Here is a 26580-nt window from a genome sequence, read left to right as displayed (position 1 = left end):
GTGCGCAGACGAACACGGCGCTTACGCATAATGAACAACAGCCCCGAAGGGCTGTTGTTTGAGCGTTAGCCGCCTAGGTAGGCGTCACGTACCTTTGGATCGTTCAGCAGGTCATGACCGCTGCCTTGCATAGCGATCCGGCCGTTTTCCAGCACATAGCCACGGTCGGCCAGCTTGAGCGCCTGGTTGGCGTTCTGCTCGACCAGGAACACCGTCACTCCTTCCTTGCGCAGCTGTTCGATGATGTCGAAGATCTGCTGGATGATGATCGGTGCCAAACCCAGTGACGGCTCGTCGAGCAGCAGCAGCTTGGGCTTGCTCATCAGTGCACGGCCGATGGCAAGCATCTGCTGTTCACCGCCGGACATCGTGCCAGCGCGCTGGGCAAAGCGTTCCTTCAGGCGCGGGAACAGGTGCAGAACCTTGTCCAGTTGCTCCTGATTGTCGGCCTTGCTGCCGAAGAAACCGCCCATCACCAGGTTTTCTTCCACGGTCAGGCGGGAGAACACCCGGCGACCTTCCGGCACCACGGCAATACTCTTGCGCATGATGCTCGGAGTGTCCTGGCCAATCAGCTCTTCACCTTGGTAGCGGATGCTGCCGCTGCTCGCCTGGGGCGAGCCGCAGAGGGTCATCAGCAGAGTCGACTTGCCGGCACCGTTGGCGCCAATCAGGGTGACGATTTCACCCTGACGGACTTCGACGTTGACGTCATGCAGTGCCTGGATCTTGCCGTAGAAGGTGGAAACGTTCTCGAAATACAGCATCACGCTTCCCCCAGGTAGGCTTTGATCACGTCCGGATTCTCGCGGATCTGCTCCGGCGTGCCGTCCGCCAGGGGCGTGCCCTGGTTGATCACATAGATGTGGTCGGAAATGCTCATGACCAGCTTCATGTCGTGCTCGATCAGCAGCACGGTGACATTGTGCTCATCGCGCAGTACACGGATCAGTGCTTTGAGGTCGTCGGTCTCGCGTGGGTTGAGGCCGGCGGCTGGCTCGTCGAGCATCAGGATGCTCGGGCGGGTCATCATGCAGCGGGCAATTTCCAGGCGACGTTGCTGGCCGTATGCCAAGGTGCCGGCCGTGCGGTTGGCAAACTCGGTCAGGTTGACCTGGTCCAGCCAATACGCGGCGAACTCCATAGCGTCGCGTTCGCTCTTGCGAAACGCCGGAGTCTTCAGCAGGCCCGCCAGGTAGTTGGTGTTGAGGTGGCGGTGCTGGGCGACCAGCAGGTTTTCCACCGCTGTCATGTCCTTGAACAGGCGCACGTTCTGGAACGTACGCACCACGCCTTTGCGGGCGATCTTGTGGCCAGGCAGGCCTTCGATCTGCTCGCCATTGAGGCGAATGCTGCCGCTGGTGGGCTGGTAGAAACCGGTCAGGCAGTTGAATACGGTGGTCTTGCCGGCACCGTTGGGGCCGATCATCGACACCACTTGTTTTTCTGCAACCTGCAGGTTCACCCCGTTAACGGCCAGCAAGCCGCCGAAGCGCATGGACAGGCCGCTTACTTCTAGAATCGGGCGGCTCATTGCTTCAGCTCCAGGTGCGGACGTTGCATGGGCAGCAGGCCCTGCGGACGCCAGATCATCATCAATACCATTAGCGCGCCGAACATCAGCATGCGGTATTCGTTGAATTCACGTGCCAGCTCCGGCAGTAGGATCATCACGATTGCCGCGAGGATGATGCCGAGCTGCGAGCCCATGCCGCCCAACACGACGATGGCGAGGATGATCGCCGACTCGATAAAGGTGAACGATTGCGGGCTGACCAGACCTTGGCGCGCGGCGAAGAAGCTGCCAGCGAAACCGGCAAAGCAGGCGCCGATGGTGAAGGCCGAGAGCTTGATCGCGGTGGGGTTCATGCCCAGGGCACGGCAGGCAATCTCGTCTTCACGCAACGCTTCCCAGGCACGGCCAATTGGCATGCGCAGCAGGCGGTTGATCACGAACAGGGTCAGCAGCACCAGCAGCAGGGCGATCAGGTAGAGGAAGATCACCTTGTTGATCGAGTTGTAGGCAACCCCGAAGTACTCGTGGAAGGTCTGCATGCCTTCGGCGGCCTTGCGGTCGAACGACAGGCCGAACAGCGTTGGCTTGGGGATCGAGCCGATGCCGTTAGGGCCACCGGTCAGCCAGGTCATGTTGTTCAGCAGGATGCGGATGATCTCGCCGAAACCCAGGGTGACGATGGCCAGGTAGTCGCCGCGCAGACGCAGTACCGGGAAGCCCAGGATAAAGCCGAAGAACGCCGCCATCAGGCCGGCAATCGGCAGACAGATCCAGAAGCTCAGGCCGAAGTAGAACGACAGCAGCGCGTAGCTGTAGGCGCCCACGGCGTAGAAGGCCACGTAACCGAGGTCAAGCAGACCGGCCAGGCCGACCACGATGTTCAGGCCGAGACCGAGCATCACGTAGATCAGGATCAGCGTGGCGATATCTACTGCACCGCGCGAGCCGAAGAACGGCCAGGCCAGGGCAACGACGATCAGACCAAGAACGATCCAGCGCTGAGTCGAGGGCAGGGTGAGAAACTCACTGGCTTTGCTCGGCATGCTAGGCAGCTTGGGCGTGTGGCTCCAGGCGGCGCTCAGGTGGTTACGGAACAATTGCCAGAAGAACATGGCAATCGAGCAGCCGAAGATGGTCCATAGAACCGCCGGGCTAGCGCCCTGTACTTCGAGCTTGATACCGACCGTGGAGAGTTTCAGGCCGATAACCGGGTAGGCCACAGCGAGCACCAGTAGGGCGCTGAAGATTGCGGTCTTGAGGTTTTTCTTAATGGAGGTACTCATACTTTTTCAACCTCCGGACGGCCGAGGATACCGGTCGGGCGGAACAGCAGTACCAGTACCAGCAGGCTGAACGCCACCACGTCTTTGTACTGGTCGCCGAAGATATCGGCGCCGAAAGCTTCGGCTACACCCAGCAGCAGGCCACCGAGCACTGCACCAGGGATGCTGCCGATACCGCCGAGTACAGCTGCGGTGAACGCCTTGATTCCGGCGAGGAAGCCCAGGTGCGGATTGATCACGCCGTATTGCATGCCCAGCAGCACGGCGGCCACAGCGGCCAGCGCGGCGCCGATAACGAAGGTCAGGGCGATGATGTTGTTGGTATTGATGCCCAGCAGGTTGGCCATCTTCAGGTCTTCGGCGCAGGCGCGGCAGGCGCGGCCCAGGCGTGAACGGGAGATAAACAGCGTCAGGCCGACCATGACAAAGAAGGTGACGACGAAAATCAGCACCTGCATATAGGAAATCACCACGCCATTCATGGCGCTTTCACCGAAGATGAAGTTGCCCGGCAGCAGGTTGGGAATCGATTTGTCTTTGGAGTCCTGGGAGAGGAGTACCAAGTTCTGCAGGAAGATCGACATGCCGATGGCGGAAATCAGCGGAATCAGACGGTTGCCGCCGCGCAGAGGGCGGTAGGCGACCCGTTCGATGCTGTAGCCATAGGCACTGGCGACAATGATGCTGGCGGCAAAGGCCGCAATCATCACGATGGGTAAACTGTCCAGGCCATACATGGCCAGGCCGGCGACCACGATGAAGGCTACGTACGAGCCAATCATGTAAACCTCACCATGGGCGAAGTTGATCATGCCGATAATGCCGTAAACCATGGTGTAGCCGATGGCGATCAAGGCATAGGTGCTGCCAACGGTCAGACCGTTAACCAGCTGTTGCAGGTAGTGATAAAGATCAGGCATTGCCTAACTCCTGGGTCGTCACGCAATGCAGCGCTTATGGCGCAGCGTGCAACCGGAATTCTTTCTAATAAACAAAACCCACTGCCGAAGCAGTGGGTTTTGGGTTCAGGCGAAGTGCTTACTTGGCTTCAGTCTTGGTACCGTCCTGGTGCCATTCGTAAACCACGAAGCTGAAGTCTTTCAGGTCGCCCTTCTCGTCGAAGGCCAGGTTGCCAGTCGGGGTGTCGAAGCTGTTGGCGCGCAGGGCTGCGGCCACTTTAGCGGTGTCGGTATCGCCAGCCTTGGTGATGCCTTCGGCGATCACTTGTACCGCAGCGTAAGCCGGGAACACGAACGGACCGCTGGAGTCTTCATTTTTGGCTTTGAACGCATCAACCAGCGCCTGGTTGCGTGGGTCCTGGTCGAACGACTTCGGCAGGGTTACCAGCAGGCCTTCGGAAGCCGGGCCAGCAATGGCCGAAATTTCCTTGTTGCCTACGCCTTCAGGGCCCATGAACTTGGCGCTCAGACCTTTCTCAGCCGACTGACGCAGCAGCAGGCCCAGCTCTGGGTGGTAGCCACCGTAGTAGATGAAGTCCACACCGGCTTGCTTGAGCTTGGCGATCATGGCGGAGAAGTCCTTGTCGCCGGCGTTGATGCCTTCGAACAGAACAACTTTGGTGCCTTTGCTTTCCAGGGTCTGCTTGACCGCGGTGGCGATGCCTTCACCGTACTGCTGCTTGTCGTGGATTACGGCAACAGCTTTCGGCTTGACGTGGTCAGCGATAAAGTTACCGGCGGTAGGGCCTTGCAGGCTGTCCAGGCCGATGGTGCGGAACACTAGCTCGTAGCCGCGGGCGGTGATGTCCGGGCTGGTGGACGCCGCGGTCACCATCAGGATGCCTTCGTCTTCGTAAATGTCGGACGCTGGCTGAGTGGAGCTGGAGCAGAGGTGGCCAACGACGAACTTAACTTCGTCGTTGACGATTTTGTTGGCAACGGCAACCGCTTGTTTCGGATCGCAGGCGTCGTCATACACCACGCCTTCGAGCATTGCGCCGTTCACCCCGCCGGCCTTGTTGATCTGCTCGATGGCCATCTTGGCACCGATGAACTGCATTTCACCGTATTGCGCGACGGCGCCGGTGACTGGGCCTGCCAGGCCAATTTTGATGGTGTCAGCCGCTACCGAGTAGCTGGCAACGCCAGCCATGGCCATGGCGGCAAACAGTTTGGAAATCTGCTTAGTAGCCTTGTTCATAGTGCTCCACTCTTATTGGTTTTGATTGTTGTAGTTCTGGCGGCCAAAGCTGCAGAACCGGGTTGTTTCCCCGGTCATCCCCCCGGCAACTGTACCGGTGCAGTGTAGAGCGCGGCTTTGCGGCTTGAAAAGCGGCTTGCTGGGGGCAAAACCCTGGGGTGTCGCTTTAACGCAATAAACGTATAGAAAAACGGCGTGTCTTACGCGCCGTTGGCAACGTCGCGCACTGCGTTGCGAATTTGCCAGCGGGCTGGGCGACGCTATCATGGCGGCCGATTTAAAAAGCGGTCATCTATGACAGGGCAATCCATGACAGAACAACCTAGCACCCTCTATGCCAAGCTGCTTGGTGAAACTGCAGCTATTAGTTGGCAGGAGCTACAACCTTTCTTCGCTCGCGGCGCCTTGCTGCTGGTCGACGGCAGCCAGGATCTGATCGAAGTGGCGCAGGCCGTGGCGCAGAACGATGAGGACAAAGTCGCCGCCTGGTTGGCCGCAGGTATCTTGAGCAAGGCTGACGACAGCCGCGCTGAAGACCTGCTAAAGCGCGATCCAGAGCTGTGGGCGGTGGTAGTGGCGCCCTGGGTGCTGGCGCAGGAACGTAGCGAGCGTGCGCCGCTGCACTGATCTGGCGCGTGCAGCTCAGGTCAGCCTGAGTGACTATGCTGGCAGCACCACGACTGATTGCAGGAGCTGCCAGCATGTTTGAACCCGGACACTTGCATCGCGCCAATACCTTGGCTACGGACGACGCACCGCTGTTTAGCGTTGACCTCCATTACGAAGTACGCCAGGACCCAACCGAAGGCCCAATGTTGCATATGCGTATGCAGGGGGAGGTGGACGGCAAGGCGTTTGAAGAAGTCTTCGAGCTGCACCGCGATACCGCCTACAACTTCGCCAGTGTGGCCACGCGCCTGGCGCACAAACATGGCCTGCCGACCAACAGCAGCCTGATCATGCGTAGCCACGCCGAGTACGACCTGATGTTCGAAGATATTCGCGCCAAGCTCGGTGCGCACAGCGGTGAGCCGGTCAATCTCGATCATCTGGAAAAAGACGGTCTGTAGGTCGTTGCTCGGGCGTTGACTGACGGGACAGGTTCCAGTGCCGCTAGGTTAAGATGGCGGCCATCAATGAGTCGGAGTCTGCCTATGTCCACCTCCCTTCCTGCTTTGGCATTTGCTGGTATTGGCCTGATGGGGCTGCCCATGACCCAGCGGCTGCTGGCCGCCGGTTATCCGCTGAGCGTGTGGAATCGTTCCCCTGATAAGTGCGCGCCCCTGCACGCGTTGGGCGCGCAGGTTATTGCCAGCCCGGCGCAGCTTTGTGATCAGGCGGATATCGTCATGCTTTGCCTGGCCAACACCGATGTAGTACGCGAAGTGGTGTTTGGCCCGGGCGGCATTGTGGAAACGGGTAAGCCTGGTCAGCTGCTGGTGGACTTCTCCAGCCTGGAACCCGCGGCCACACGCGAGATGGCTGTCGAATTGCACGCCAGTTGCGGCATGCACTGGATCGATGCGCCGGTCTCCGGCGGCACGCCGGGGGCTGCCAATGGCACGTTGGCGATCATGGCCGGTGGCCGGGTTGAGGATATCGAGCGGGTGCGGCCGATTCTCGCCCATCTGGGGCAGCGCCTGACGCGCATGGGCGAGGTTGGCGCGGGTCAGGTGACCAAGGTGTGCAATCAGATGATTGTCGCCTGTAACGCCTTGGTGATCGCCGAGGTGGTCGCCCTTGCCGAGCAGGCTGGGGTCGATGCCAGTCTGATTGCGTCAGCGCTGGCCGGCGGCTTCGCCGATTCCAAGCCGCTGCAGATTCTCGCGCCGCAGATGGCCGAGAGTCAGTTCGAGCCGGTCAAATGGCATGTGCGCACCCTGCTCAAGGACTTAGATACGGCGGTCAAACTGTCGCAACAAGTTGGCTCGGCTACGCCGCTCAGTGGCCTGGCTGCACAGCTGATGCGTCAGCATGGCAGTCAGGGCAATCTGGAGCGTGACCCGGCGACTCTGGTGCAGCTGTACCGCGCGGGACATCCTCAAGAGCCACAGTCATGAAAATTGCGGCCAACCTGTCGCTGCTGTTTACTGAATTGCCGCTGATCGAGCGAGTAGTGGCTGCTGCCGCTGCCGGCTTTGATGGCGTGGAAATCCAATTTCCCTACGAGCTGCCGGCCATTCGCCTTAAAGAGGCGCTGGAGGCTGCGGGCATGCCGTTGCGGCTGATCAACCTGCCGGCTGGCGATTTGATGAGCGGCGGGCCCGGACTGGCTGCTGTGCCTGCGCGACAGGGTGAGTTTGATGCCGCGTTGCAGCAGGCCTTGAGCTACGCCGCCATGGTGCGTCCTGCGTTGGTCAATGTACTACCGGGGAGGTTGGCTGACGGCGTTGAGCCTGAACAAGCGTTGGCCTGTTTGATCGACAACCTACGCAAGACCGCCGAGGCCTTTCAGGTGTTGGGTATTGGCGTGTTGGTGGAAGCGATCAATCCGCTGGATATGCCGGGCTTTCTGATCAACACACCGGAGCAACTGGATACTCTGCTCAAAGCCGTGGCCCATCCCAATCTGGCCGCGCAGTACGACTTCTACCATATGGCACGGCAGGGCCTGGATGTGCACGCGGGCATCGCGTTGCTGGCAGGACGTATCGGTCATGTGCAGTTTGCCGATTACCCCGGCCGCGGTGCGCCGGGCACTGGCGAGCTGCAGTTTGCAGCGCTGCTCAAGGCTCTGCGTGACAGTGGTTATCAGGGCTGGTTGGCGGCCGAGTATCGACCAGGAGAGGCGGGCACCCAGGCTAGCTTGGGCTGGTTGAGTGAATGGCGAGTAGCCTGAGACGCTTATCTGCAACCCGACGGCTCGGGTTGCAGATAGAAGTGGCTTACTCGGGCTTGTCTTCGGCGTACTTGTTGAGCGAGATAACCCGGGTCTTGCCGATACGGTGGCGGTAGATCTCGCGCAGGTACTTGATGGCTTTCTTCACGCTGTCGCGTGACAGGCGGATATCGTTGATCGAGACGAACTTGTCCTGATCGTGGATCAGCTCGCGGTACTTCTTCTCGTACATCGGCTTGATCGCGTACCAATTGGTATCGAGGATCTTCGCCGGGTTTTCGTACTCGTTGAGCATGGCGTCGACACGCACTTCGTCGAACTCATCGCTCATGATGAAATCGAGAATGGCGTTGTCCAGGCTCTCATCGAAGCGGTGTGGGTCGCGGGCGAAGCAGCGCTTGATAAAGGCCACGATCAGCGTCAGGAAGTCGTCCGACAGACACGGGCTCTTGGCGATCAAAGTGGTCAGCGACAGGTTGGCCGAGGCGCCAATCACCAGCGCATAACGCTTCAGTGTGGTGTTGGGGAACAGGCTATTGAGGTGGGTCTTGAGCCGGTTCAGATCCATATAGGACAGCTTGTAGTCTTTCGGCAGCGAGACGATCGACACCACCGAGGAGCAGTTCTTGAAGAAGTGCAGGTCGCTGAGTTTGGCGGCGTTGTAGTCGGACTTCTTGTACTCATCCAGCGCTTCGCGATAACGCTTGGACTCGATCGGCAGCAGGCTAATGCCCTCGATGGCCTGGGTCACCTTGTTGAAGTGCGGCAGGTCGATGGAGCGGAAGAACAGGTCGTCGATATTCAGCCGCGATGGCTCCTTGTCCAGCACGCGGAATTTCTCCAGCGTCGCCGCGCTTTGCTCGGGCACCACCGATTCGGCGTAGGCCACGGCCACCGGGCCGGCCAAGCTCATAAACAGGTCGTTGGCGTCCAGGCGGATGGTTTCGCCAATGTCGATGCCGGCGCGGCGGAAGTAATTCTGGTCGTAGTCGGTGGTCACCGCCTGGGCGGTGAGGATGTTGAAGATCTGCTGCGAGATGTACTGGTTGGCGTGGCGCTCCATGGCGTTGACGTCGATATTCTGGATATTGCCGTCATCGCTTTCTTCGGCGTAACGCATGATGTCATTGGAGATCAACATCATCGCGTTCCATGGGCGGATGCGGCGCATCACGCTGGCTTCGCTGTTCTCTTCATTGTCGAAGTTGTAGGAGAAGTCCCACTCCTCGGCGAGGTACTTGCACAGCAGGCGGCCGGCGTTGATATGCAGGGCCTCGGACATCTCGCTGCGTTGGTCGGAGATATTCGGCAGGATGCAGATGCCGCTGGTGAAGATCGGTTCGAAGACGAAGCTGTGGTCGCGGTTTTCCGGGCTTTCATCGAAGTTCTTGGTATCGAAGGTCTTGCTCATGTAGGCGAATTGCTGGGCCAGGCCGAATTCCGAGGCCATGCCCGAGCCGGTGCCGCCGCCGGCGCTGAAGATATAGAAGTACAGGCGCGACTGGTTGGCCTTGATGCCGCAGGAGTCGATCAGGTAGCTGTGAATAAACTTCCAGTCTTCGTTGGTGAAACGCTGGGTGTCCTTGTTAAGGATGATCTTGGCCAGGTATTGACCGAGAATCGGCGCGTTACCGGCGCCACCCGCATGCACCTCTGAAAGGTCCATGATTTTCATCTTGCTGTAGTCGCTGAGGAACCCGCTGGTTTCGCCCTTGCGTGAGAAGCGGATGCGCCCCTCGATGTCCTTGTCCAGGTCGCCCAGCATCACCAGGGGTTCAATCAGGAATACCGGTTTGCTGTCCTTGCTCGGTGCGCGCAGCAGGTTGCTGCGAATCCAGCGCGTGGGGCGGAAATCCTGCTCTGAGACGGTTTTTTCTTCGTTATTGAATTCGCTCAGGTAGAACTGCCGAGCGTTGTAGACCAGTGAGGCGACATCCAAAGCGATGTTCGAGCCGCAGCGGCCCAGGCCGATCAAACACACTGAGGGGAAGTGCTGCACCCGCCGTTCGTTGTCGTCATCCTGCGGGGCTGGAGGGAACACCAGGCTGCGTAGGCCGTCGAGGTTATCGAGGATGCGATCAATGTCGCGCTCGGTGAAATACATGTACTGCTCGCCGCTGCTGTCCAGCCGCATAGGGGGCTTCAGCGGGGAGGGGCGCTCGAGGGGGGCGAGTAGGGTATCAGCCAGGTCAGCCAGTGTGGCTTCGGTCGCGGGGGTGGTCACAGCGTCTTTTTTTGTTTTCATTTAGAGACAGTCCGGCGGCTAACGAGGGTGGAGAGGCAAATGGCCACATTTCACTCAACAGGCTTGTTTGTAGCATGAAAAATGGAAAATCTCGCTGTTTCACCCGGTTTTACTGAGGCATATCCAGAGTTTTTCCGATGCGCTTTGTGACTTGCGTGGTTGCGCGGGCGCCCATTACCCGGCATACACGCAACAAATAGTCACAGACAGCATAGACGCAAGGCTCTAGATTGCGCCTGCACATGCTGGATACGGCGGTTGGCCAATGCGCCACCGACCTGCTTCGATAACAACAAGAGATGGATCCCATGCAGCAGCAGTCCCTACAAGCGGCGAATGCCTGGCGCATTCTATTCCTGCTTTTTCTCGCCAATTTGTTCAACTTCTTCGACCGCACCATTCCGGCAATCATCATCGAGCCGATCCGCATGGAATGGGGCCTCAGTGACCTGCAGCTGGGCTTGATCGGTACCGCCTTTACCATCGTCTATGCGATTGCCGGCATTCCGTTGGGGCGCATGGCCGATACCGGCGCGCGGCGCAAGATCATGGGTTGGGGCCTGGCAGTCTGGAGCGGCCTGACCGCGGTCAACGGTCTGGCCTGGAACTTCTGGAGCTTCCTGCTGGTTCGCATGGGCGTCGGTATTGGCGAGGCCAGCTATGCGCCGGCAGCCAACTCGCTGATCGGCGATCTGTTTCCGGCGCACAAGCGTGCGCGGGCCATGGGCATCTTTATGCTTGGCCTGCCGATTGGTCTGCTGCTGGCATTTTTCACCATTGGCGCAATGGTCAAGGCCTTCGATAGCTGGCGGGCGCCGTTCTTTATCGCGGCGGTGCCGGGGCTGATCCTCGCGCTGTTTATGTTCTTTATCAAAGAGCCTAAGCGCGGTGCGGCCGAGCTGGTGCAATCGCGCACTACTCCGGTGGATAAACCCCTGCGCAAGGTGCTGGCGATCCGCACCTTCTGGTGGTTGGTGATGGCCGGCCTGGCCTTCAACTTCGCCACCTATGCCTGTAACTCCTTTATGGTGCCGATGCTGCAGCGCTACTTCCTGATGCCGCTGGAGCAGGCGGCCATGGCCACCGGGGTAATCGTTGGCTTGACCGGCCTGGTCGGCCTGACCCTGGGCGGTTGGCTGGCGGACAAGATCCACCAGCGCTGGCAGACCGGGCGACTGCTGTTTGCCGCCCTGAGTATGTTGATCGCCTCCGTCGCCACGGGCTACGCCCTGTTGGCCGGGCGGATTGAGATCGCCGTGTTTGTGGCGCTGTTCAGCATTGGCTGGCTGTTTGCCTACAACTTCTACACCTGCGTCTACACCGCGATTCAGGATGTGATCGAGCCACGTCTGCGCGCCACCGCCATGGCGCTGTTCTTCGCCGGCCTGTACCTGCTCGGCGGCGGCCTTGGCCCATTGGCGGTGGGCATGCTCTCGGATCACTATTCCCATGCGGCGATGCTCGCTGCCGGGGCCAGTGAAATGAACGAAACCTTCAAGGCTGTCGGCCTGCACAACGCCATGTACCTGATTCCGGTGGCCTTGATGCTGACGATGGTGGCGCTGCTGCAAGCCTCGCGCTGCTTTGTAGCCGATGCTGCGACAATGCAGCAGGGCATGCAGCTGCACCCCGCTAGCTAAGTCATTTCGTCAGGCTATCCGGCATGTGCCGGACAGCCGAGCAACCGCTAAATCCTGTGCAATACTCAGTCGCACTGCTGTCACGCAACTGCGACTGAGGACAACCACCATGGGCACTTCCCGCCTTGTGCTGGGCCACAGCAATGCGCTTGTCGAACACCCCCTCTACAACATTCTGACCCAGTGCCCGCTGGCCTTGCAGGTGATTGACGCGCCTGACGCGTTGCCGGATGACCTGGCGCTGGTGCTGCTTGACGAGCGGTTGCTGGCGCTGCGGCCGTTGTCCGACTGGCTGGGTTGTGGCGCGATTCTGGTGGGTTGCATGGATCAGCCCGGTGTCTTGCCGTTACCGCCGCATGCCAGTGTCGAGGAACTGTCGGCGCTGCTGCGCTTTGCCGGTGAGCAGTACAGCCTGCGTCATCAAACCGAACAGCTGGCCGCCGCCCTGGCCGGCAAACACGATGACCTGAGCAAGCTGGTGGACGTAGGCCTGGCGCTGTCGGCCGAGCGTGACCTGGACCGTTTGCTGGAAAAAATCCTCATCGAAGGGCGGCGCTTGTCCAACAGCGACGCTGCCTCGCTGTTTCTGGTCAGTCGCCGCCCGGATGCGCCGGCGCAGCTGATCTTCAAGCTGACGCAGAACGGCACACTCAGCCAGAACAGCTTTCAGGACCAGCGCATGCCACTGAGCAAGGCCTCGATTGCCGGCTACGTGGCGCTGACCAGTACCGAGCTGAATATCGAGGACGTGTATGCGATTGCCGTGGATGCGCCGTATCGTTTCAACCGCTCTTTTGACCTGCAGATGGGCTATCGCACTATGTCGATTCTGGCGATCCCGATGCGCAATCATCGCCATGAAGTGGTCGGCGTGCTGGAGTTTATCAACCGCCAGCGTAAGGGCCGCGGTCAGCTGGAACCTGAGCTGATTGCCTTCGATGAAGAAACCGCGGTGTCGCTGCGCGCATTGGCCAGTCAGGCGGCGGTGGCGATCGAGAATCGCCAGTTGCTGGATGACATCAGCCGGTTGTTCGACGGCTTTGTTCAAGCCTCGGTGTTTGCCATCGAACAGCGCGACCCTACTACCAGTGGTCATTCCTTTCGGGTTGCTGAGCTGTGCCTGACCCTGGCCAATCAGTTGCCCTATGCGCCCGAGGCGCGCCTGCGTGAACAGGCGCTGAGCAACGATGGCCTACGCGAGCTGCGTTACGCTGCCTTGTTGCATGACTTCGGTAAAGTCGGGGTGCGCGAGCATGTGCTGGTCAAAGCCAAGAAGCTTCCCGAACAGGTGCTGGAAAACCTGCGTTACCGAGTCGCGCTGGCCCAGGAAAACCTGCACAACCAGACCCTGCGCAAGATGCTGCATGCCTACCGTCATCAGGGTGGCCTGAGCGATGAACGGCACCTGCAGCTGGAAGCCGAGCTGGCTTATGAGTGCGAGCGGCTGGAGCGCTACCTGAGCAACATCATCCAGGCCAACGAGCCGAGCATGCTCAGTGAGGGCGATTTCCAGCATCTGCAGGAAGTACAGGGTGAGTTGGTCAAGGCCCCCGGCAATTGCTTGGTCAGCCTGCTTAGCGAGAGTGAGTTCAGTGCGCTGGCAGTGCGCAAGGGCAGCCTGACCACCGCTGAGCGCGAAGAAATTGAGCGGCATGTGGTGCACACCCAGCAGTTCCTCAGCCTGATTCCCTGGACCCCAGACCTGCAAGGCGTGCCCTATATCGCCGGGGCACACCACGAAAAACTCGATGGCAGCGGTTACCCGAAAGGCTTGATTGGCGATGCAATTCCCTGCGCTTCACGAATCATGACGATCTGCGATATCTACGACGCCCTGACCGCAGCTGATCGCCCCTATAAGCCGGCAATGCCGCTGGAACGGGCGCTGGATATTCTCAAGAGTGAGGCGCAGAGCGGTTTGCTCGACGCCGAGCTGGTGCAGCTGTTTATTGCTAGCCGCTGCTTCCAGGTGACGGGTGCGCCGGGCTCGCACACTACCTCACCGTTTAGCCATCACGTGTGCGATTACGAGCCGTCCTGTACCCGCGAACATCCCCACACCCACTGAGAACCTGCCTTGGATCTGCTGCGCGTCGGCGAGACTGCGTTAAAAACAGGCTCGCTTTAGCTCGCGAGATCCAAAACAGGTTCTGTAATGGCTGTCTGCTTCTAGCGTTTGCCAGTAAGCGCCTGCTGATAGCGGGCATCCAGGCTTTGGCTTGGGCCGCTGGCGGTTTTCTCGATATACAAATAGACCGGTTGTAGACGCTGTAGGCGGTCGTCGATACCCGGGTGCACCTTGAGAAAACTGGTGAGCGCTGCATCGTTTTGCCGGGTAGTGCCGAGGGTCTGCAGTACGCCGGCCAGGCCGTAAGCGTCATAGCCTGCGCGGGTGGCGATGACCGCGCCCATGGCGTCGGCTTCGTATTCATCACCACGGTCCAGACCACGGCTGTAGAGGTCGCTGACGCTGCGGCTAAAACGGTCGGTCAGCTCGCCGGCTTGACTACCGCCCTTGTCGGCGGCGCCGGCTTGCACGGCGAGGGTAGCGAGGTCTGTGAGCAGGCCGGTTTGCGCCTGTTGCTGAATGGCTTTGAGGTGATGCTGCTGCACCACATGTGCAACTTCATGGGCCAGTACGCCAGCCAATTCCGCTTCGCTGTTCATCCGCGTCAGCATGCCACTAGTGATAAACACGTAACCGCCTGGTGCGGCGTAGGCGGCCACCTGTGGGCTGTCGAGCACGACGAAACGCCAGGGTAGGTCAGGGCGTTCGCTGTGTTGGGCGACCCACAGCCCGACGCGATTGACATAGGCCTGCAGCGGCGGGTTGTTCAGCACGGCTGCCTTGCTCAGCAGAATGGTGGCGGTGTTCTGCCCAATTACCCGCTCTTCATCGACGCTTTTCTCGCCCATGTTGGTCAGGTGCTGGCCGGCGCTGGCCAGTTTGCCCAGATCCACGCCCTGGATCTGCATGCCTTCCAAGCCCTGGCAGGCGCTGAGGCTAACGATCAGGCCGAGCAGGCTGGCGCATTTGAGTAATACGGCTGTTTGCATGTCACTCTCCTTGCGGCGTGTTAGCGGGCGTAGGGCAGGTTCTGGCTGCGCAGACCGCCTTGTTGAGCGAAGCTGCGCGCCTCGCTCGGGCTGGCGGCGAAGGCATCCAGGCTTTGCACGCTGGCCGAAGTGTTGGCACTGCCGCTGCGCAATTCTTCGTCACTGATGCCACGAATACCGGTGGCTACGCCGCTGGCGGGAGAGGCTTGATTGCCGAGTTTGAGTAGGCTGCCCAGGTCATTGCTGCGGCTGGCTTGCGTGTCCTTGGCAAAGCGCAGGCTAAGCAGTGGCAACCAACCGCGTTGGCCGCTGGATGTTTGCACTTGGTACCAACCGCCCTGGCGCTCCAGCACCCCGACCTGCGTCTGTTTGCCGACCTGACCCACATTGGCAGCCGAGGCGTTGGGCTCGGCGCGCAGGGCGCTGTCTTGCAGGGTATGCGCCAGGCGTACCTCGGCCAGCGCAGAAAAGCCGTAGAAGCTGAATACCAGCGCCGCAAGGGCACTGCAGAGGCCTTTATTCATCATGTCTCCTTCGCGGTTCGTAGAGCATTACGGCTTCGGCGCGACCTTTTACCTGGTGTTCGCCCTGAGGCACGAAGTCCAGATCGAGGGTACAGGCCTCACGGGTGGTGGCAGAAATTAGCAGATGGGCGCGGCCCTTGGTCAGCCCTTCGATGCGGCTGGCCAGGTTCACCGTGTCGCCTATTGCAGTGTAGTCATAGCGCTGTTTTGCGCCGACTAGGCCGACGACCGCTGGTCCTGTGTGCAGGCCGATGCCTATGTCGAAGTCCGGGCAGTTGTAGTCGCGGCGAAAGGCGTCGAGATTCTCCAGCATTTCCATGGCGGCGAGTATGGCTTGGTCGGCCTGCTGCGGGTTGTCCAGTGGCGCGCCCCAGAAGGCCATGATGGCGTCGCCGATAAACTTGTCGAGTGTCGCCTGGTGCTTGAACAGCACCTCGACCTGGCTGCTGAAATAGCCTTCGAGCAGGTGCACGATTTCTGTTGGCGTGTGCTGCTCGGAGAGGGTGGTAAAGCTGCGGATATCGGAAAACAGCACGGTCAGCTGGCATTCCTTGCTCGCCAGCAACGCTTCCGGGTCATCGCGGGCGACCAGCTGGTTGACTACCACGGGGTCCATAAAGCGGCTGAACAGGCGAATGGTGTTCTGCAATTGCTGGCGTCGGCGCAGGTAGAACAGTGCCAGCGCCGCAGCAAGTAACAACCACAGGCAGATCAGCCCAGGTAGAACGCCGAGCAGCAGGCCCTGTAAGGCCAGCCAATAGCTGCCGGCAAACAGCGCCAGGCTGCCGAGCAGACACAGGGCAAAGGCTGCTGGTAACTGCTCACGTAGCAGCAGAACGCTCAGGCCGAGCAATAGCAGCAGTGGGCCGAGCAACTCCAGCCAACTCTCTGCTTCGTGCAACTGGTTGTTGTTGAGCAGGTTATCGATGGCGGTCATCAGGATAAACGGTGCGGGATAAAGGGTATCCAGCGGGGTCGGGCGCAGGTCGTGCAGGCCGGCCGCTGTGGTACCGATCACGATAATGCGGTCCTTGAACTGCTCGGCTGCCAGCGGCTCACCCTGATTGCGCGCTGCTGCCAGTACGGCGGCGTAGGGCAGGCGCGGGTAGGGCAGGCGGCTGGTGCCGGGCCAGTCCAGCAGCAGGTTCTGTTGCTGCGGCAAGCTGCCGGTAAGGTCATGCACGATGCGCGCAGGCAGGCTGGGCAGGCGCCAGTCGGCAAAGCTGCGGTACAGCTCATAGCGCCGGCCGATACCGTCACTGTCGGGGCGAAAGTTGATGCTGCCCAGACGCCAGAGTTCGCTGGGGAAGGCGTTGGGCAACAGCAGTAGGCCGCGTTGATCCTCCGCACCGCGTTGCCCGGGCGCTTGCCAGGTGGTTGCGGGATAGTCGCGCAGCAGTGGCGGCTGGCTGCCTTTTTCTGTTTGCTGAACCAGGGCGGCGAGGTAGGTGTTGGCGCTGCGTTGCAGCACTTCGGCAAAGTAGCTGTCGGCGTCCGGGTTGAACTGGTCGGGTTCGCTGAACAGGATGTCGAAGGCCACAGCCTTGGGCTGTTGGCTGAGCAGGTATTCCAGCAGTTCGCCATGCAGCGAGCGCGGCCACGGCCATTTACCGGCTTCACCGGCCAGCACTTGCAGGCTCAGGTCATCGATATCAATCAGTAATAGACGTGGGTCAGGCGTCTGTTCCGCTGCGCGTTGGCGGATCAGCCAGTCGAGGTGAGCATTGTTCAGCCCGTTTAGCGCGGGCCACAGATGCAACAAAGGAAGCAGGAGCAGCGCCAGCAGGCAGAGCCCGCCGAGACTGTGGCGAAACCGGCGCGAGGTGGCGCGTGCAGGCACGGGGAGCTCCTGTGGGCTGGAGTGACAGGCGTATTGCTTCTGACTCTAGCAGCCCGCAGGCAGTTACTCAGGTAGACGCGGCAGAGCCTGTTCAAAGGCTTGCGAGCTAGAGCCCTGCAAGGCGCTACGTTAGTAACAGCCTCCGGCTGGTCAAAACAGGCAAGGAAGCGGACTGGGCTCGCGCGCGAGTGTACTGTTGTACATGAGCATTACTCGTTTCACTCGCCCTTCGGGCCGCGCTAAAGCGCGTTAGCCACAAGTGGCTTGCCGAGCCTGTTTTTAACGCCGCAGGGCCGACGCGCAGCAGCCTTTTAGCCCGCAACCAGTACGCGAATGGCCTCGAGTCGCAACGCCGCCTTGTCGAGCATGGCCAGGCCTTGTTCGCGCTGCTGGCGCAGGGCGTTGAGTTCGCTGTCACGCACACTTGGGTTGACCGCTTGCAGGGCGATCAGGCGGGCCAGTTCTTCGTCGGTTTCGGCAGCCAGACGCCGCTTGGCCTCGTCGACGCGCGCCGTGTGGCGTTCGGCGACCTTGCCTTCGCCGGCGTTGATCAGCGGGTTGAGGCTGTCACGCTGGGCCTGGACGAACTTGTTGGCGCTGGCACGCGGTACGGTTTCCAGCTGCTCGTTGAGCTTCTCGAACGAGACCTTGGCGGCCAGGTCGTTACCGTTGGCATCGAGCAGGCAGCGCAGGGCGATCGGTGGCAGGTAGCGGCCCAGCTGCAACGCGCGTGGTGCCACCACTTCGCTGACATACAGCAGTTCCAGCAACACGGTGCCAGGTTTCAGCGCCTTATTCTTGATCAGCGCAACGCCGGTGTTGCCCATCGAGCCGGAGCGCACTAGGTCCATGCCGCCTTGCACCATGGGGTGTTCCCAGGTGAGAAATTGCATGTCCTCGCGCACCAGTGCGAGGTCGCGGTCGTAGGTGATGGTCACGCCTTCGTCGTCACCCAGCGGGAAGCTGGCATCCAGCATCTTTTCGCTGGGACGCAGGATCAGGGCGTTGTCGGAATGGTCTTCGCTGTCGATGCCGAAGGCGTCGAACAGCTGCTCCATATAAATTGGCAAGGCGAACTGGTCGTCCTGCTCAAGAATCGCCTCGACCAGCGCTTCGCCTTCGCCGGCACCGCCGGAGTTGAGTTCCAGCAAGCGGTCACGGCCGGCGTGCAGTTCACCTTCCAAGCGCAGGCGCTCGGTCTTGGCTTCGTCGACCAGGGACTGCCATTCGCCGTCATCGCCGCTTTCTAGCAGCGGCAGCAGGCGGCTGCCGAACTGGTGCTGCAGGGCGTTGCCGGTTGGGCAGGTGGCGAGGAAGGCATTCAGCGCCTGGTGGTACCACTGGAACAGGCGTTCCTGCGGGCTGTTTTCCAGGTACGGCACGTGCAGCTGGATACGGTGCTTCTGACCGATACGGTCGAGGCGGCCGATACGCTGTTCAAGCAGGTCCGGGTGGGCCGGCAGATCGAACAGCACCAGATGGTGGGCAAACTGGAAGTTACGACCTTCCGAGCCGATTTCCGAGCAGATCAGCACCTGGGCGCCAAACTCTTCGTCGGCGAAGTAGGCCGCCGCGCGGTCGCGCTCAAGGATGCTCATACCTTCATGGAACACCGTGGCCGGGATGCCTTTGCGCACACGCAGGGCGTCTTCCAGGTCCATGGCGGTTTCGGCGTGGGCGCAGATCACCAGCACCTTGAACTTCTTTAGCATCTTCAGGGTGTCGATCAGCCACTCGACGCGCGGGTCGAATTTCCACCAGCGCTGCTCTTCATCGACATCCGGCTGCGCCTGGTAGCTGACTTCTGGATACAGGTCAGCGTGCTCGCCAATCGGCAGCTCCATATATTCATCGGGGCTGGCCAGCGGGTAGGGGTGCAGCTCGCGATCCGGGAAACCCTGCACGGCGGCGCGGGTGTTACGGAACAGCAGGCGACCAGTACCGTGACGATCCAGCAGCTCACGCACCAGACGCGCCGAGGCTTCGCCGTCGCCGCTGTTGACGGCGCTTAGCAGCTCTTCACCGCCAGCGCCGAGGAAGTCGTGAATGGTTTTGTGCGCAGCATCGGACAGGCGGCCTTTATCTAGCAGCTCCTGTACGGCCTCGGCAATCGGCTTGTAGTGCTCGCTTTCGGCGCGGAAGGCGGCCAGGTCATGAAAGCGGTTCGGGTCGAGCAGGCGCAGGCGGGCGAAGTGGCTGTCCTGGCCAAGCTGTTCCGGGGTGGCGGTGAGAAGCAGCACACCGGGAATCACTTCGGCCAGTTGTTCAACCAGCGCGTACTCGCGGCTGGCGTGCTCCGGATGCCAGACCAAGTGATGCGCTTCGTCGACCACCAGCAGGTCCCAGCCGGCGGCAAACAGCGCATCCTGGGCCTTTTCGTCGTCGCACAGCCATTCCAGGGCGACCAGGGCCAGCTGGCAGTCTTCGAACGGGTTGCTGGCATCGCTTTCGATAAAGCGCTCTTCGTCGAACAGCGCGACATCCAGGTTGAAGCGCCGGCGCATTTCTACCAGCCACTGGTGCTGCAGGTTCTCTGGTACCAGGATCAGCACACGATTGGCGCGCCCGGAGAGCAGTTGGCGATGGATCACCAGGCCGGCTTCGATGGTTTTGCCCAGGCCCACTTCGTCGGCCAGTAATACGCGCGGGGCGATGCGGTCGGCGACTTCGCGAGCGATATGCAGCTGGTGCGCAATAGGCTGCGCACGCACGCCGCCAAGGCCCCAGAGGTTGGACTGCAACTGGCGGCTGGTGTAGTCGAGAGTGTGGTAGCGCAGGGCGAACCAGGGCAGCGGATCGATCTGACCTGCAAATAGGCGATCACTGGCCAGACGGAACTGGATAAAGTTCGACAGCTGGGTTTCCGGCAGGGTGACACTTTCGTGCTGCGCATTGAGGCCGTGATAGATCAGCAAGCCGTCGACATCGTCGACTTCCTGCACGGTCAGTTTCCAGCCTTCGAAATGGGTGATTTCATCGCCCGGCGAAAAGCGTACGCGGGTCAACGGCGCATTGCGCAGGGCGTACTGGCGGGTTTCGCCGGTGGCCGGGTAGAGCACGGTGAGCATGCGGCCGTCCTGCATCAGAACGGTTCCCAGCCCCAGCTCCGCTTCGCTGTCACTGATCCAGCGTTGCCCCGGTTCATACTGCGCCATGCTTGTCTCCCGCGTGAAAAAGCCGACTATGTTAACGGAACCCTGCGCTCAGGCCCAAGGCGCATTGCTGCGCATCGGGCACTTTGTGTGGTTAGGTAGCTCGAAAGTGTAGCGAGACGGGGCTCAAGTCGTGGCTTGGCTGGCCGACAGTCTGACCAAAGGAGGGCTAATAGATGCTGCCGCCGATTCCTCACAGTCTGGTTCCGGTGACCGTTCAGCAGGACGTGGTCAAGCCGCGTCCGGAGATCCCTCCAGTTACCGCCACGGCCGAAAGTGCCAAGGAAAGTGGCGTAAGCCTGGACAAACGCCACCCGCAGGAAGCCGAGGCGCTGCTGCGCGAGGAGCAGCGTCGGCGTCAACGTCGCCATGGCTACAGCCCAGAAGAGCTGGCCGAAGGCGAAGTGGCCGAGGCTGATGAGGCCGTGATCAGTGAGCTGCCGCGCCAGGGGCTGTGGGTGGATGTGGAAGTTTGAGTGATTTATCCATGGATCTATTTGCCGACAGCCCATTGCAGCTGCCCAACGCTGACTTGCAGCTGCATGCGCAGTGGCTGGATTTAGCGACCGCCGACCACTGGCTAGCCGAGTTGAGCGCGCAAACGCCCTGGCAGCAGCCGCAGGTGCAGATCTACGGGCGGCAGTTGCCTGTGCCGCGTCTAGTGGCTTGGTATGGCGATGCCGAGGCCAGTTACCGCTACTCTGGGCAAACCCATCAGCCGCTGCCCTGGACGCCACTGCTGGCCCTGATTCGTGCGCAGGTGGAGCAGGCGGTGGGGCAGCCGCTGAATGGCGCGTTGCTCAACTACTACCGGGATGGCCTGGATTCCATGGGCTGGCACAGCGACGATGAAGCCGAATTGGGCCCCAATCCGCTGGTCGCCTCGCTGAACCTGGGAGGCACTCGCCGCTTCGATCTGCGCCGTAAAGGCCGGAGCCGTATTGAGCACTCGTTGCCGCTGCAACATGGTTCGCTGCTGGTCATGCGCGGGCCAACCCAGCATTATTGGCAGCATCAAGTGGCGAAGACGCGCAGCGCCTGTGCGCCACGTTTGAACCTGACCTTTCGTTTGATCAAGCCGAGACCATGAGCAAAGACGACAAGCTGATTGATTTCGCCGCCGAGCGCGACAAGCGCATCCATGACCTGCGCGACAAGAAACTCAATGAAATGCGTGATGCCTTCGAGCAGGCCCTGCCGCTGCCCAAGGGCAAGAAAAAGCCCAAGGGCAAACCGAAAAAGCCATAGCCGCTCTGCCACAAGCCGATTTATTGATCTGGATCAGCTAAGTACAGCTTCATCCTGCCAGTGCCCGCCGCTTGTTGATCTGGATCAATAGCGCTTGTGCAGCCCCTGTTAATTTGAAGCCATACCCACACAGGCTTCACGCAGGAGGCAACCATGTTTATCGATGTCGTAGTTCTCGCCGGTATCGGCACCGTCGGTCTGATGGTCGCCTTCTTCGCCGGTGTCGGTTATTTCATCTGGCAGGATTCGCACAAGCGCAAGCAGGGGTGAATCTGCAGTAGGGGCACGCAAGGCAATTTGGGCGACTTAGGTCGCCCTTTTTTATGGCCTGCCATCCATGGCGGCCACCCTGCGGGCCGTCGCTGCGCGACGTTAAAAATGATTCCCGATCATTTTTTATGGCTGCGATTTATATGGTGTTGACGCTCACGCCGCGTGAGCATCTTCCGGGCTGCGCGGTGATTGGATGCGCAGGTAGCTGTCGAGTTTGGCTTGCTGCGCCGGGGTGGTGAACAGGCCGAGCTTGCTGCGGCGCCAGAGAATATCGTCTGCCTGCATGGCCCATTCTTCCTGGCACAGGTAGTCGACTTCACGGGTGTATAGGCCTCCACCCAAGTGTTCGCCAAGGTCGCTGAGGTTGCTGACGCCTTTGAGCATCACCCAGCTGCGGCTGCCGTAGGTGCTGGCCCAGCGCCGCGCCAGCGAGGTGGGCAGCCAGCCAAAGCGGGCGCACAGCGCCTCCACCAGCGTGCTTTGGCTGTCCAGCTGCTCGGCGCCGGGCAGCAGGCTGCTGGCGGTCCAGCTGGGGCCCATCTTGGGAAAGAAGGGCGCCAGTTGCGCCAGCGCGGATTCGGCGAGCTTGCGGTAGGTCGTGAGCTTGCCGCCGAACACCGAAAGTAGCGGCGCTTCGCCAGGGTGACCAGACAATGACAGGGTGTAGTCGCGGGTTACCGCCGAGGGGTCGTCCGACTCGTCATCGCACAGCGGCCGCACACCCGCGTAGGTGTGAAGGATATCGCTGCGGTGAATCTGCTTCTTGAAGTGGGCGTTGACCACATTCAGCAGGTAGTCGGTTTCTTCCTCACTGATCGCCACCTTGGCTGGGTCGCCTTGGTATTCACGGTCCGTGGTGCCGATCAGGGTGAAGCGCTCTTGATAGGGTATGGCGAAGACGATGCGGCGGTCTTCGTTTTGCAGGATGTAGGCCTGCTCGCCGTCGAACAGGCGCGGCACAACGATATGGCTACCCTGGATCAGGCGGATGCCGTAGGGCGATTCCTGCTTCAGGTCTTCGCGAATAAAGCGCGCCACCCAAGGGCCGGCGGCGTTGACCAGGGCGCGGGCGCGAATCGAGAACAGGCTGCCGTCACTGCGCTCCAGATGGATATGCCACAGGCCTTTGCTGCGCCGCGCGCTGACGCAGCGGGTGCGGCTGTGCACGTGTGCGCCTTGCTCGCGGGCAGCCATGGCATTGAGTACCACCAGGCGGGCGTCATCGACCCAGCAATCGGAGTATTCGAAACCGCGGCTGATCTCGGCTTGCAGCGGGCTGCCGGCGCCGAAACGCAGGCCGCGTGAACCGGCCAGCTTCTCGCGCTTGCCCAAGTGGTCATAGAGAAACAGTCCGGCGCGGATCATCCAGGCCGGCCGCAGATGCGGGCGGTGCGGCAGGATAAAGCGCATAGGTTTGACGATATGCGGGGCTTTAGTAAGTAGCACTTCGCGCTCGGCCAGCGCCTCACGCACCAGGCGAAACTCGTAGTGCTCCAGGTAGCGCAGGCCACCGTGGATCAGTTTGCTGCTGGCTGATGAGGTGTGCTGCGCCAGGTCGTCCTTTTCGCAAAGGAACACGGACAGGCCGCGCCCTGCCGCATCGGCGGCAATCCCGACACCATTGATGCCGCCACCAATGACGGCAAGATCATAGACTTCAGCGAGTGGCGTATTGCTGGCGGGGCGAGTAGTCATGGCAGCACCGAAAGTCAGTATTGAACTTTAAATGTTCACTTTCGAAAGCATGCTAGTCGAATACGCATGGCTTTGCCACCCCGCAATGCGCTTTCGCGCTCAGCGGTTGTGAGGGTTCGGTAGAGGGATATCGGTTAAGCAGGTGCTAGGCCGATGTTGGCGGGCCTACACCAGGTCGAGCTCGACCTTGTGCTCTGCCAGTAGGCGATTGATTGCCGCGGAGGGCGCGGCATCGGTGAATACTCGGTCAACCAAGGCCACTGAGCCCAAGCGTACCACTGCATTGCGGCCGAACTTGCTGGAGTCGACGGCCAGAAATACCTGGCGCGCATTGCTGATGATGGCCTGGGAGACCCGTACTTCCTGGTAATCGAAGTCGAGCAGGCTGCCGTCTTCATCGATGCCGCTGATGCCGACCAGGGCGAAGTCGACCTTGAACTGCTGGATAAAATCCACTGCCGCCTGACCGACCACGCCACCGTCGCTGCGCACTGTGCCGCCAGCCAGCAGTACTTCGAAGTCTGCCTTGGCACTGAGCTGGGCGGCCACATGCAGGTTGTTGGTGATGATCTTCAGGCCCTTGTGGCCGAGGAGTTCGCGGGCAATGGCTTCGGTGGTGGTGCCGATGTTGATGAAGAGCGAGGCGTTGTTGGGGATCTGCGCGGCGATGGCGGCGGCGATGCGCTGCTTTTCATCGCGCATCTGCCCGGCACGCATGCTGTAGGCGGTGTTCTGCGTACTGGAGCTTTCGCTCGCTGCGCCGCCGTGGGTGCGGCGCAGCAGGCCCTGTTCGGCGAGTTGGTTGATGTCGCGGCGAATGGTTTGCGGGGTGACGGCAAACGCCTGGGCCAACTCGTCGATGCTGACATAGCCGCGTTCGCGGGCAAGTTCGAGAATGTCGTGTTGGCGGGGAGGCAGGGTCATGGTCAGTCCTTTAAAGTGCGCGACATTATAGGCTGTCGTCGCAGCCAAATTGAGGCTAAGGTACGCCAACTTTGTCAGATTGTTTTCACATTCGAACATGACGCCTGCCATCGATCTGCTGAAAAAAGCCAAAGCTGCGCACCAAGTGCACAGTTATCACCACGATCCGAAGGCGGCTTCCTATGGTCTGGAGGCTGCGGAAAAGCTCAACCTTGAACCTGCTCAGGTGTTCAAGACTCTGCTGGCTGCCAGCGAAAAGGGCGAGCTGCTGGTAGCGGTAGTGCCTGTAGCCGGCACGCTGGATCTGAAAGCCCTGGCTCACGCCGCCGGGGTAAAAAAAGCCGATATGGCCGACCCCGCTGCAGCGCAACGGGCTACCGGATACCTGCTTGGTGGTATCAGCCCGCTGGGGCAGAAGAAGCGTTTGCGCACTTTTATTGATGAGTCTGCGCAGCAGTTTGCCAGTGTCTACGTCAGCGCCGGGCGGCGCGGGCTGGAAGTGCAGCTGGAGGCCGCTGTGCTGGCGCAGCTGACGCAGGCGTTGTTTGCGCCCATCGGACGCGGCTAGTCGTCCAATTTTTCAACTTATAAGAACAAGGAAATCTGCATGTCTCATTACCTGCTTGCCATCGACCAAGGCACTACCAGCAGCCGGGCAATTGTCTTCAGTGCTCAGGGCTTGCCCATCGCGCGCGCGCAGCAGGAGTTCAAGCAGTATTTCCCTCAGGACGGATGGGTTGAGCATGATGGCGAAGAGCTGTGGCTGAGCACCCTGAAGGTCTGCCGCGAAGCGCTCAAACAGAGCGGCTTGAATGCCAGTGATGTGGCCGCTATCGGCATTACCAATCAGCGTGAAACGACTCTGGTGTGGGATGCGCAGACCGGTGCGCCGATTCACCCGGCGATTGTCTGGCAGGACCGCCGCACCGCCGATTACTGCGCCGAGTTGAAAGAAGCCGGGCATGAGGCTGCGGTGGCGGCCAAGACAGGGCTGTTGATCGATCCGTATTTCTCGGCAACCAAACTGCGCTGGATTTTGCAAAAGGTGCCTGGCGCCCGCGAGCGCGCCGAACGCGGCGAGCTACGGTTTGGCACCGTGGACTCCTTCCTGCTGTGGCGTTTGACCGGTGGCAAGTCACACAAGACCGATGCCAGCAACGCCTCGCGCACACTGCTGTTCAACATCCACACCCAGCAGTGGGATGAGGAGTTGCTCAAACTGTTCGAGATTCCCGCCAGTCTGTTGCCGGAGGTGCTCGATTGCGCCGCTGATTTCGGTATCACCGAAGCCAATCTGCTCGGTGCGCCCATTCCTGTGTTCGGTATGGCCGGTGATCAGCAGGCCGCGCTGATTGGCCAGGCCTGCTTTGAACCGGGCATGGTCAAGAGCACCTACGGCACGGGCTGCTTCATGATCCAGAACACCGGTAGTACGCCGGTCACCTCGAAAAACCGCTTGCTGACCACCGTTGGCTATCGTCTTAACGGCAAGGTCACTTATGCGGTTGAGGGCAGCATCTTTGTCGCCGGCGCTGCTGTGCAGTGGCTGCGCGATGGCATCAAGCTGATCAACCATGCCCGCGATACCGAGGCCATGGCCGAGCAGACCGGTGATGCCTGTGGCGTGTATCTGGTTCCGGCGTTTACCGGCCTGGGGGCGCCGTATTGGGACCCGAAAGCCCGCGGCGCAATCTTCGGCCTGACCCGCGACACCGGGATCAAGGAAATCGTCACCGCCGGCCTGCAGTCGGTGTGCTACCAGACCCGCGACCTACTCGAAGCCATGCGCCAGGACGGCGCGGCCGAGCCCAGCGCACTGCGGGTGGATGGCGGCATGGTGGAAAACAACTGGGTTATGCAATTTCTTGCGGACATCCTCGGGGTGCCGGTGGAGCGCCCGGAAGTTACTGAAACCACGGCGCTAGGTGTGGCTTATCTGGCCGGATTGCATGCCGGTATTTATAAGGATCTGGCAAGCATCGCTCGGCATTGGCACCGTCAGCAGCGCTTCGATCCACGCATGGCAGGTAACCACCGCAGCAAACTCTATGACGGTTGGCTGGATGCGGTGAAACGGGTGCGCAGCGAGGGCTGAGGTTAACGCGCTCCAGGTGCGCGTTTGCTGGCGGTCTTGTCGCTTCAAGCGCTCGCCCGCATTGCCGGACCACCGCAAGCGGGCTCCTG

Annotated in this window: 24 protein-coding genes; 12 read left to right on the top strand and 12 right to left on the bottom strand. The window is 60.7% G+C overall.

Translation table 11 applies throughout. The annotated features are described in order from the left end of the window. Positions 1 to 65: 65 nt before the first annotated feature. The 5 genes from AACY25_RS02645 to AACY25_RS02625 all read right to left on the bottom strand — a co-directional run bounded on the left by AACY25_RS02645 (position 66) and on the right by AACY25_RS02625 (position 4959). Entirely contained in the window at positions 66 to 767 is a 702-nt protein-coding gene (locus AACY25_RS02645; protein ID WP_339522347.1) for an ABC transporter ATP-binding protein, read from the bottom strand. Continuing rightward, entirely contained in the window at positions 767 to 1534 is a 768-nt protein-coding gene (livG, locus tag AACY25_RS02640; protein WP_339522346.1) for a high-affinity branched-chain amino acid ABC transporter ATP-binding protein LivG, read from the bottom strand. The genes AACY25_RS02645 and livG overlap by 1 nt, the downstream gene beginning before the upstream one ends. Continuing rightward, positions 1531 to 2799, bottom strand: coding sequence for a high-affinity branched-chain amino acid ABC transporter permease LivM (locus tag AACY25_RS02635; RefSeq protein WP_445262107.1), 1269 nt, complete (start codon positions 2797 to 2799; stop codon positions 1531 to 1533). Before AACY25_RS02635 ends, livG begins: the two co-directional genes overlap by 4 nt. After that, complete coding sequence (gene livH / locus AACY25_RS02630; protein ID WP_339410014.1) at positions 2796 to 3719, bottom strand: high-affinity branched-chain amino acid ABC transporter permease LivH; 924 nt, start codon at positions 3717 to 3719, stop codon at positions 2796 to 2798. The genes AACY25_RS02635 and livH overlap by 4 nt, the downstream gene beginning before the upstream one ends. A gap of 118 nt (positions 3720 to 3837) precedes the next feature. After that, positions 3838 to 4959 (bottom strand): branched-chain amino acid ABC transporter substrate-binding protein, encoded by a 1122-nt coding sequence (locus tag AACY25_RS02625; protein ID WP_339410013.1) that lies wholly within the window; start codon positions 4957 to 4959, stop codon positions 3838 to 3840. Positions 4960 to 5268: 309 nt separating this feature from the next. Here AACY25_RS02625 and AACY25_RS02620 point away from each other — a divergent pair, with 309 nt between their 5' ends. From AACY25_RS02620 to AACY25_RS02605, 4 genes are all read left to right on the top strand, one after another. After that, on the top strand, positions 5269 to 5586 hold the full coding sequence (locus AACY25_RS02620) for a DUF2288 domain-containing protein (protein WP_339522345.1): 318 nt from the start codon (positions 5269 to 5271) through the stop codon (positions 5584 to 5586). A 74-nt stretch (positions 5587 to 5660) separates the two neighbouring features. After that, positions 5661 to 6029, top strand: coding sequence for a DUF5064 family protein (locus AACY25_RS02615; RefSeq protein ID WP_339522344.1), 369 nt, complete (start codon positions 5661 to 5663; stop codon positions 6027 to 6029). Between the two features lie 84 nt (positions 6030 to 6113). Beyond that, positions 6114 to 7019: an NAD(P)-dependent oxidoreductase gene (locus tag AACY25_RS02610; RefSeq protein WP_339522343.1), complete on the top strand. Its 906-nt coding sequence runs from the start codon at positions 6114 to 6116 to the stop codon at positions 7017 to 7019. Further along, complete coding sequence (locus tag AACY25_RS02605) at positions 7016 to 7798, top strand: hydroxypyruvate isomerase family protein (protein ID WP_339522342.1); 783 nt, start codon at positions 7016 to 7018, stop codon at positions 7796 to 7798. Before AACY25_RS02610 ends, AACY25_RS02605 begins: the two co-directional genes overlap by 4 nt. A 46-nt stretch (positions 7799 to 7844) precedes the next feature. Here AACY25_RS02605 and AACY25_RS02600 read toward each other — a convergent pair whose 3' ends face one another. Further along, on the bottom strand, positions 7845 to 9932 hold the full coding sequence (locus tag AACY25_RS02600) for a hypothetical protein (protein WP_339523800.1): 2088 nt from the start codon (positions 9930 to 9932) through the stop codon (positions 7845 to 7847). 419 nt (positions 9933 to 10351) lie between these two features. Here AACY25_RS02600 and AACY25_RS02595 point away from each other — a divergent pair, with 419 nt between their 5' ends. Together AACY25_RS02595 and AACY25_RS02590 are read left to right on the top strand one after the other, a co-directional pair. Next, the gene (locus tag AACY25_RS02595; RefSeq protein ID WP_339522341.1) at positions 10352 to 11683 is read left to right on the top strand and encodes a spinster family MFS transporter; all 1332 of its coding nucleotides are present in this window, start codon (positions 10352 to 10354) and stop codon (positions 11681 to 11683) included. Between the two features lie 109 nt (positions 11684 to 11792). Continuing rightward, on the top strand, positions 11793 to 13751 hold the full coding sequence (locus AACY25_RS02590) for an HD domain-containing phosphohydrolase (protein ID WP_339522340.1): 1959 nt from the start codon (positions 11793 to 11795) through the stop codon (positions 13749 to 13751). Between the two features lie 101 nt (positions 13752 to 13852). On the opposite strand, the gene AACY25_RS02585 is transcribed toward AACY25_RS02590, so the two are convergent. The 4 genes from AACY25_RS02585 to rapA form a co-directional block, all read right to left on the bottom strand. Then, positions 13853 to 14740 (bottom strand): M48 family metalloprotease, encoded by an 888-nt coding sequence (locus tag AACY25_RS02585; protein ID WP_339522339.1) that lies wholly within the window; start codon positions 14738 to 14740, stop codon positions 13853 to 13855. Positions 14741 to 14760: 20 nt separating this feature from the next. Further along, positions 14761 to 15264 carry an SH3 domain-containing protein gene (locus AACY25_RS02580; protein ID WP_339522338.1) on the bottom strand — a complete coding sequence of 168 codons (504 nt, stop codon included), beginning with the start codon at positions 15262 to 15264 and terminating at the stop codon, positions 14761 to 14763. Further along, positions 15257 to 17104, bottom strand: coding sequence for an adenylate/guanylate cyclase domain-containing protein (locus AACY25_RS02575; RefSeq protein WP_339522336.1), 1848 nt, complete (start codon positions 17102 to 17104; stop codon positions 15257 to 15259). The genes AACY25_RS02580 and AACY25_RS02575 overlap by 8 nt, the downstream gene beginning before the upstream one ends. A 311-nt stretch (positions 17105 to 17415) precedes the next feature. Beyond that, positions 17416 to 20259, bottom strand: a complete 2844-nt coding sequence (rapA, locus tag AACY25_RS02570) for an RNA polymerase-associated protein RapA (RefSeq protein WP_339522335.1) — start codon at positions 20257 to 20259, stop codon at positions 17416 to 17418. Positions 20260 to 20432: 173 nt separating this feature from the next. Between rapA and AACY25_RS02565 the strand changes: the two genes are divergently transcribed. The 4 genes from AACY25_RS02565 to ccoM all read left to right on the top strand — a co-directional run bounded on the left by AACY25_RS02565 (position 20433) and on the right by ccoM (position 21774). Next, positions 20433 to 20732: an aspartate-semialdehyde dehydrogenase gene (locus tag AACY25_RS02565; RefSeq protein ID WP_339410001.1), complete on the top strand. Its 300-nt coding sequence runs from the start codon at positions 20433 to 20435 to the stop codon at positions 20730 to 20732. An 11-nt stretch (positions 20733 to 20743) separates the two neighbouring features. Continuing rightward, the gene (locus tag AACY25_RS02560; RefSeq protein ID WP_339523799.1) at positions 20744 to 21346 is read left to right on the top strand and encodes an alpha-ketoglutarate-dependent dioxygenase AlkB family protein; all 603 of its coding nucleotides are present in this window, start codon (positions 20744 to 20746) and stop codon (positions 21344 to 21346) included. After that, on the top strand, positions 21343 to 21504 hold the full coding sequence (locus tag AACY25_RS02555) for a hypothetical protein (RefSeq protein ID WP_090248299.1): 162 nt from the start codon (positions 21343 to 21345) through the stop codon (positions 21502 to 21504). The genes AACY25_RS02560 and AACY25_RS02555 overlap by 4 nt, the downstream gene beginning before the upstream one ends. A gap of 153 nt (positions 21505 to 21657) precedes the next feature. Further along, on the top strand, positions 21658 to 21774 hold the full coding sequence (ccoM, locus tag AACY25_RS02550; protein ID WP_275941110.1) for a cytochrome c oxidase subunit CcoM: 117 nt from the start codon (positions 21658 to 21660) through the stop codon (positions 21772 to 21774). Between the two features lie 156 nt (positions 21775 to 21930). Here the strand turns inward: ccoM and glpD are convergent, their stop codons facing one another. Continuing rightward, positions 21931 to 23472 (bottom strand): glycerol-3-phosphate dehydrogenase, encoded by a 1542-nt coding sequence (gene glpD / locus AACY25_RS02545; RefSeq protein ID WP_339522334.1) that lies wholly within the window; start codon positions 23470 to 23472, stop codon positions 21931 to 21933. A gap of 165 nt (positions 23473 to 23637) precedes the next feature. Continuing rightward, entirely contained in the window at positions 23638 to 24396 is a 759-nt protein-coding gene (locus AACY25_RS02540) for a DeoR family transcriptional regulator (protein WP_339522333.1), read from the bottom strand. Between the two features lie 97 nt (positions 24397 to 24493). Between AACY25_RS02540 and ybaK the strand changes: the two genes are divergently transcribed. Both ybaK and glpK read left to right on the top strand, forming a co-directional pair. After that, a complete protein-coding gene (ybaK, locus tag AACY25_RS02535; protein WP_339522332.1) occupies positions 24494 to 24964 on the top strand; it encodes a Cys-tRNA(Pro) deacylase in 471 nt (156 codons plus the stop codon). 39 nt (positions 24965 to 25003) lie between these two features. Beyond that, on the top strand, positions 25004 to 26491 hold the full coding sequence (gene glpK, locus AACY25_RS02530; RefSeq protein ID WP_339522330.1) for a glycerol kinase GlpK: 1488 nt from the start codon (positions 25004 to 25006) through the stop codon (positions 26489 to 26491). The last annotated feature ends 89 nt before the right edge of the window (positions 26492 to 26580 follow it).

The sequence above is a fragment of the Pseudomonas sp. EA_35y_Pfl2_R111 genome (assembly GCF_963970955.1).
Lineage (GTDB): Bacteria > Pseudomonadota > Gammaproteobacteria > Pseudomonadales > Pseudomonadaceae > Aquipseudomonas.
The sequence above is the reverse complement of the archived record's forward strand: the minus strand, read 5'-3'. Positions and strand labels throughout refer to the sequence as shown.

What these genes read in the sequence shown, in the direction of transcription:
- AACY25_RS02645 (WP_339522347.1), bottom strand. Translation starts at nt 767, where the DNA reads ATGCTGTATTTCGAGAACGTTTCCACCTTCTACGGCAAGATCCAGGCA.
- livG (WP_339522346.1), bottom strand. Translation starts at nt 1,534, where the DNA reads ATGAGCCGCCCGATTCTAGAAGTAAGCGGCCTGTCCATGCGCTTCGGC.
- AACY25_RS02635 (WP_445262107.1), bottom strand. Translation starts at nt 2,799, where the DNA reads ATGAGTACCTCCATTAAGAAAAACCTCAAGACCGCAATCTTCAGCGCC.
- livH (WP_339410014.1), bottom strand. Translation starts at nt 3,719, where the DNA reads ATGCCTGATCTTTATCACTACCTGCAACAGCTGGTTAACGGTCTGACC.
- AACY25_RS02625 (WP_339410013.1), bottom strand. Translation starts at nt 4,959, where the DNA reads ATGAACAAGGCTACTAAGCAGATTTCCAAACTGTTTGCCGCCATGGCC.
- AACY25_RS02620 (WP_339522345.1), top strand. Translation starts at nt 5,269, where the DNA reads ATGACAGAACAACCTAGCACCCTCTATGCCAAGCTGCTTGGTGAAACT.
- AACY25_RS02615 (WP_339522344.1), top strand. Translation starts at nt 5,661, where the DNA reads ATGTTTGAACCCGGACACTTGCATCGCGCCAATACCTTGGCTACGGAC.
- AACY25_RS02610 (WP_339522343.1), top strand. Translation starts at nt 6,114, where the DNA reads ATGTCCACCTCCCTTCCTGCTTTGGCATTTGCTGGTATTGGCCTGATG.
- AACY25_RS02605 (WP_339522342.1), top strand. Translation starts at nt 7,016, where the DNA reads ATGAAAATTGCGGCCAACCTGTCGCTGCTGTTTACTGAATTGCCGCTG.
- AACY25_RS02600 (WP_339523800.1), bottom strand. Translation starts at nt 9,932, where the DNA reads ATGCGGCTGGACAGCAGCGGCGAGCAGTACATGTATTTCACCGAGCGC.
- AACY25_RS02595 (WP_339522341.1), top strand. Translation starts at nt 10,352, where the DNA reads ATGCAGCAGCAGTCCCTACAAGCGGCGAATGCCTGGCGCATTCTATTC.
- AACY25_RS02590 (WP_339522340.1), top strand. Translation starts at nt 11,793, where the DNA reads ATGGGCACTTCCCGCCTTGTGCTGGGCCACAGCAATGCGCTTGTCGAA.
- AACY25_RS02585 (WP_339522339.1), bottom strand. Translation starts at nt 14,740, where the DNA reads ATGCAAACAGCCGTATTACTCAAATGCGCCAGCCTGCTCGGCCTGATC.
- AACY25_RS02580 (WP_339522338.1), bottom strand. Translation starts at nt 15,264, where the DNA reads ATGAATAAAGGCCTCTGCAGTGCCCTTGCGGCGCTGGTATTCAGCTTC.
- rapA (WP_339522335.1), bottom strand. Translation starts at nt 20,259, where the DNA reads ATGGCGCAGTATGAACCGGGGCAACGCTGGATCAGTGACAGCGAAGCG.
- AACY25_RS02565 (WP_339410001.1), top strand. Translation starts at nt 20,433, where the DNA reads ATGCTGCCGCCGATTCCTCACAGTCTGGTTCCGGTGACCGTTCAGCAG.
- AACY25_RS02560 (WP_339523799.1), top strand. Translation starts at nt 20,744, where the DNA reads ATGGATCTATTTGCCGACAGCCCATTGCAGCTGCCCAACGCTGACTTG.
- AACY25_RS02555 (WP_090248299.1), top strand. Translation starts at nt 21,343, where the DNA reads ATGAGCAAAGACGACAAGCTGATTGATTTCGCCGCCGAGCGCGACAAG.
- ccoM (WP_275941110.1), top strand. Translation starts at nt 21,658, where the DNA reads ATGTTTATCGATGTCGTAGTTCTCGCCGGTATCGGCACCGTCGGTCTG.
- glpD (WP_339522334.1), bottom strand. Translation starts at nt 23,472, where the DNA reads ATGACTACTCGCCCCGCCAGCAATACGCCACTCGCTGAAGTCTATGAT.
- AACY25_RS02540 (WP_339522333.1), bottom strand. Translation starts at nt 24,396, where the DNA reads ATGACCCTGCCTCCCCGCCAACACGACATTCTCGAACTTGCCCGCGAA.
- ybaK (WP_339522332.1), top strand. Translation starts at nt 24,494, where the DNA reads ATGACGCCTGCCATCGATCTGCTGAAAAAAGCCAAAGCTGCGCACCAA.
- glpK (WP_339522330.1), top strand. Translation starts at nt 25,004, where the DNA reads ATGTCTCATTACCTGCTTGCCATCGACCAAGGCACTACCAGCAGCCGG.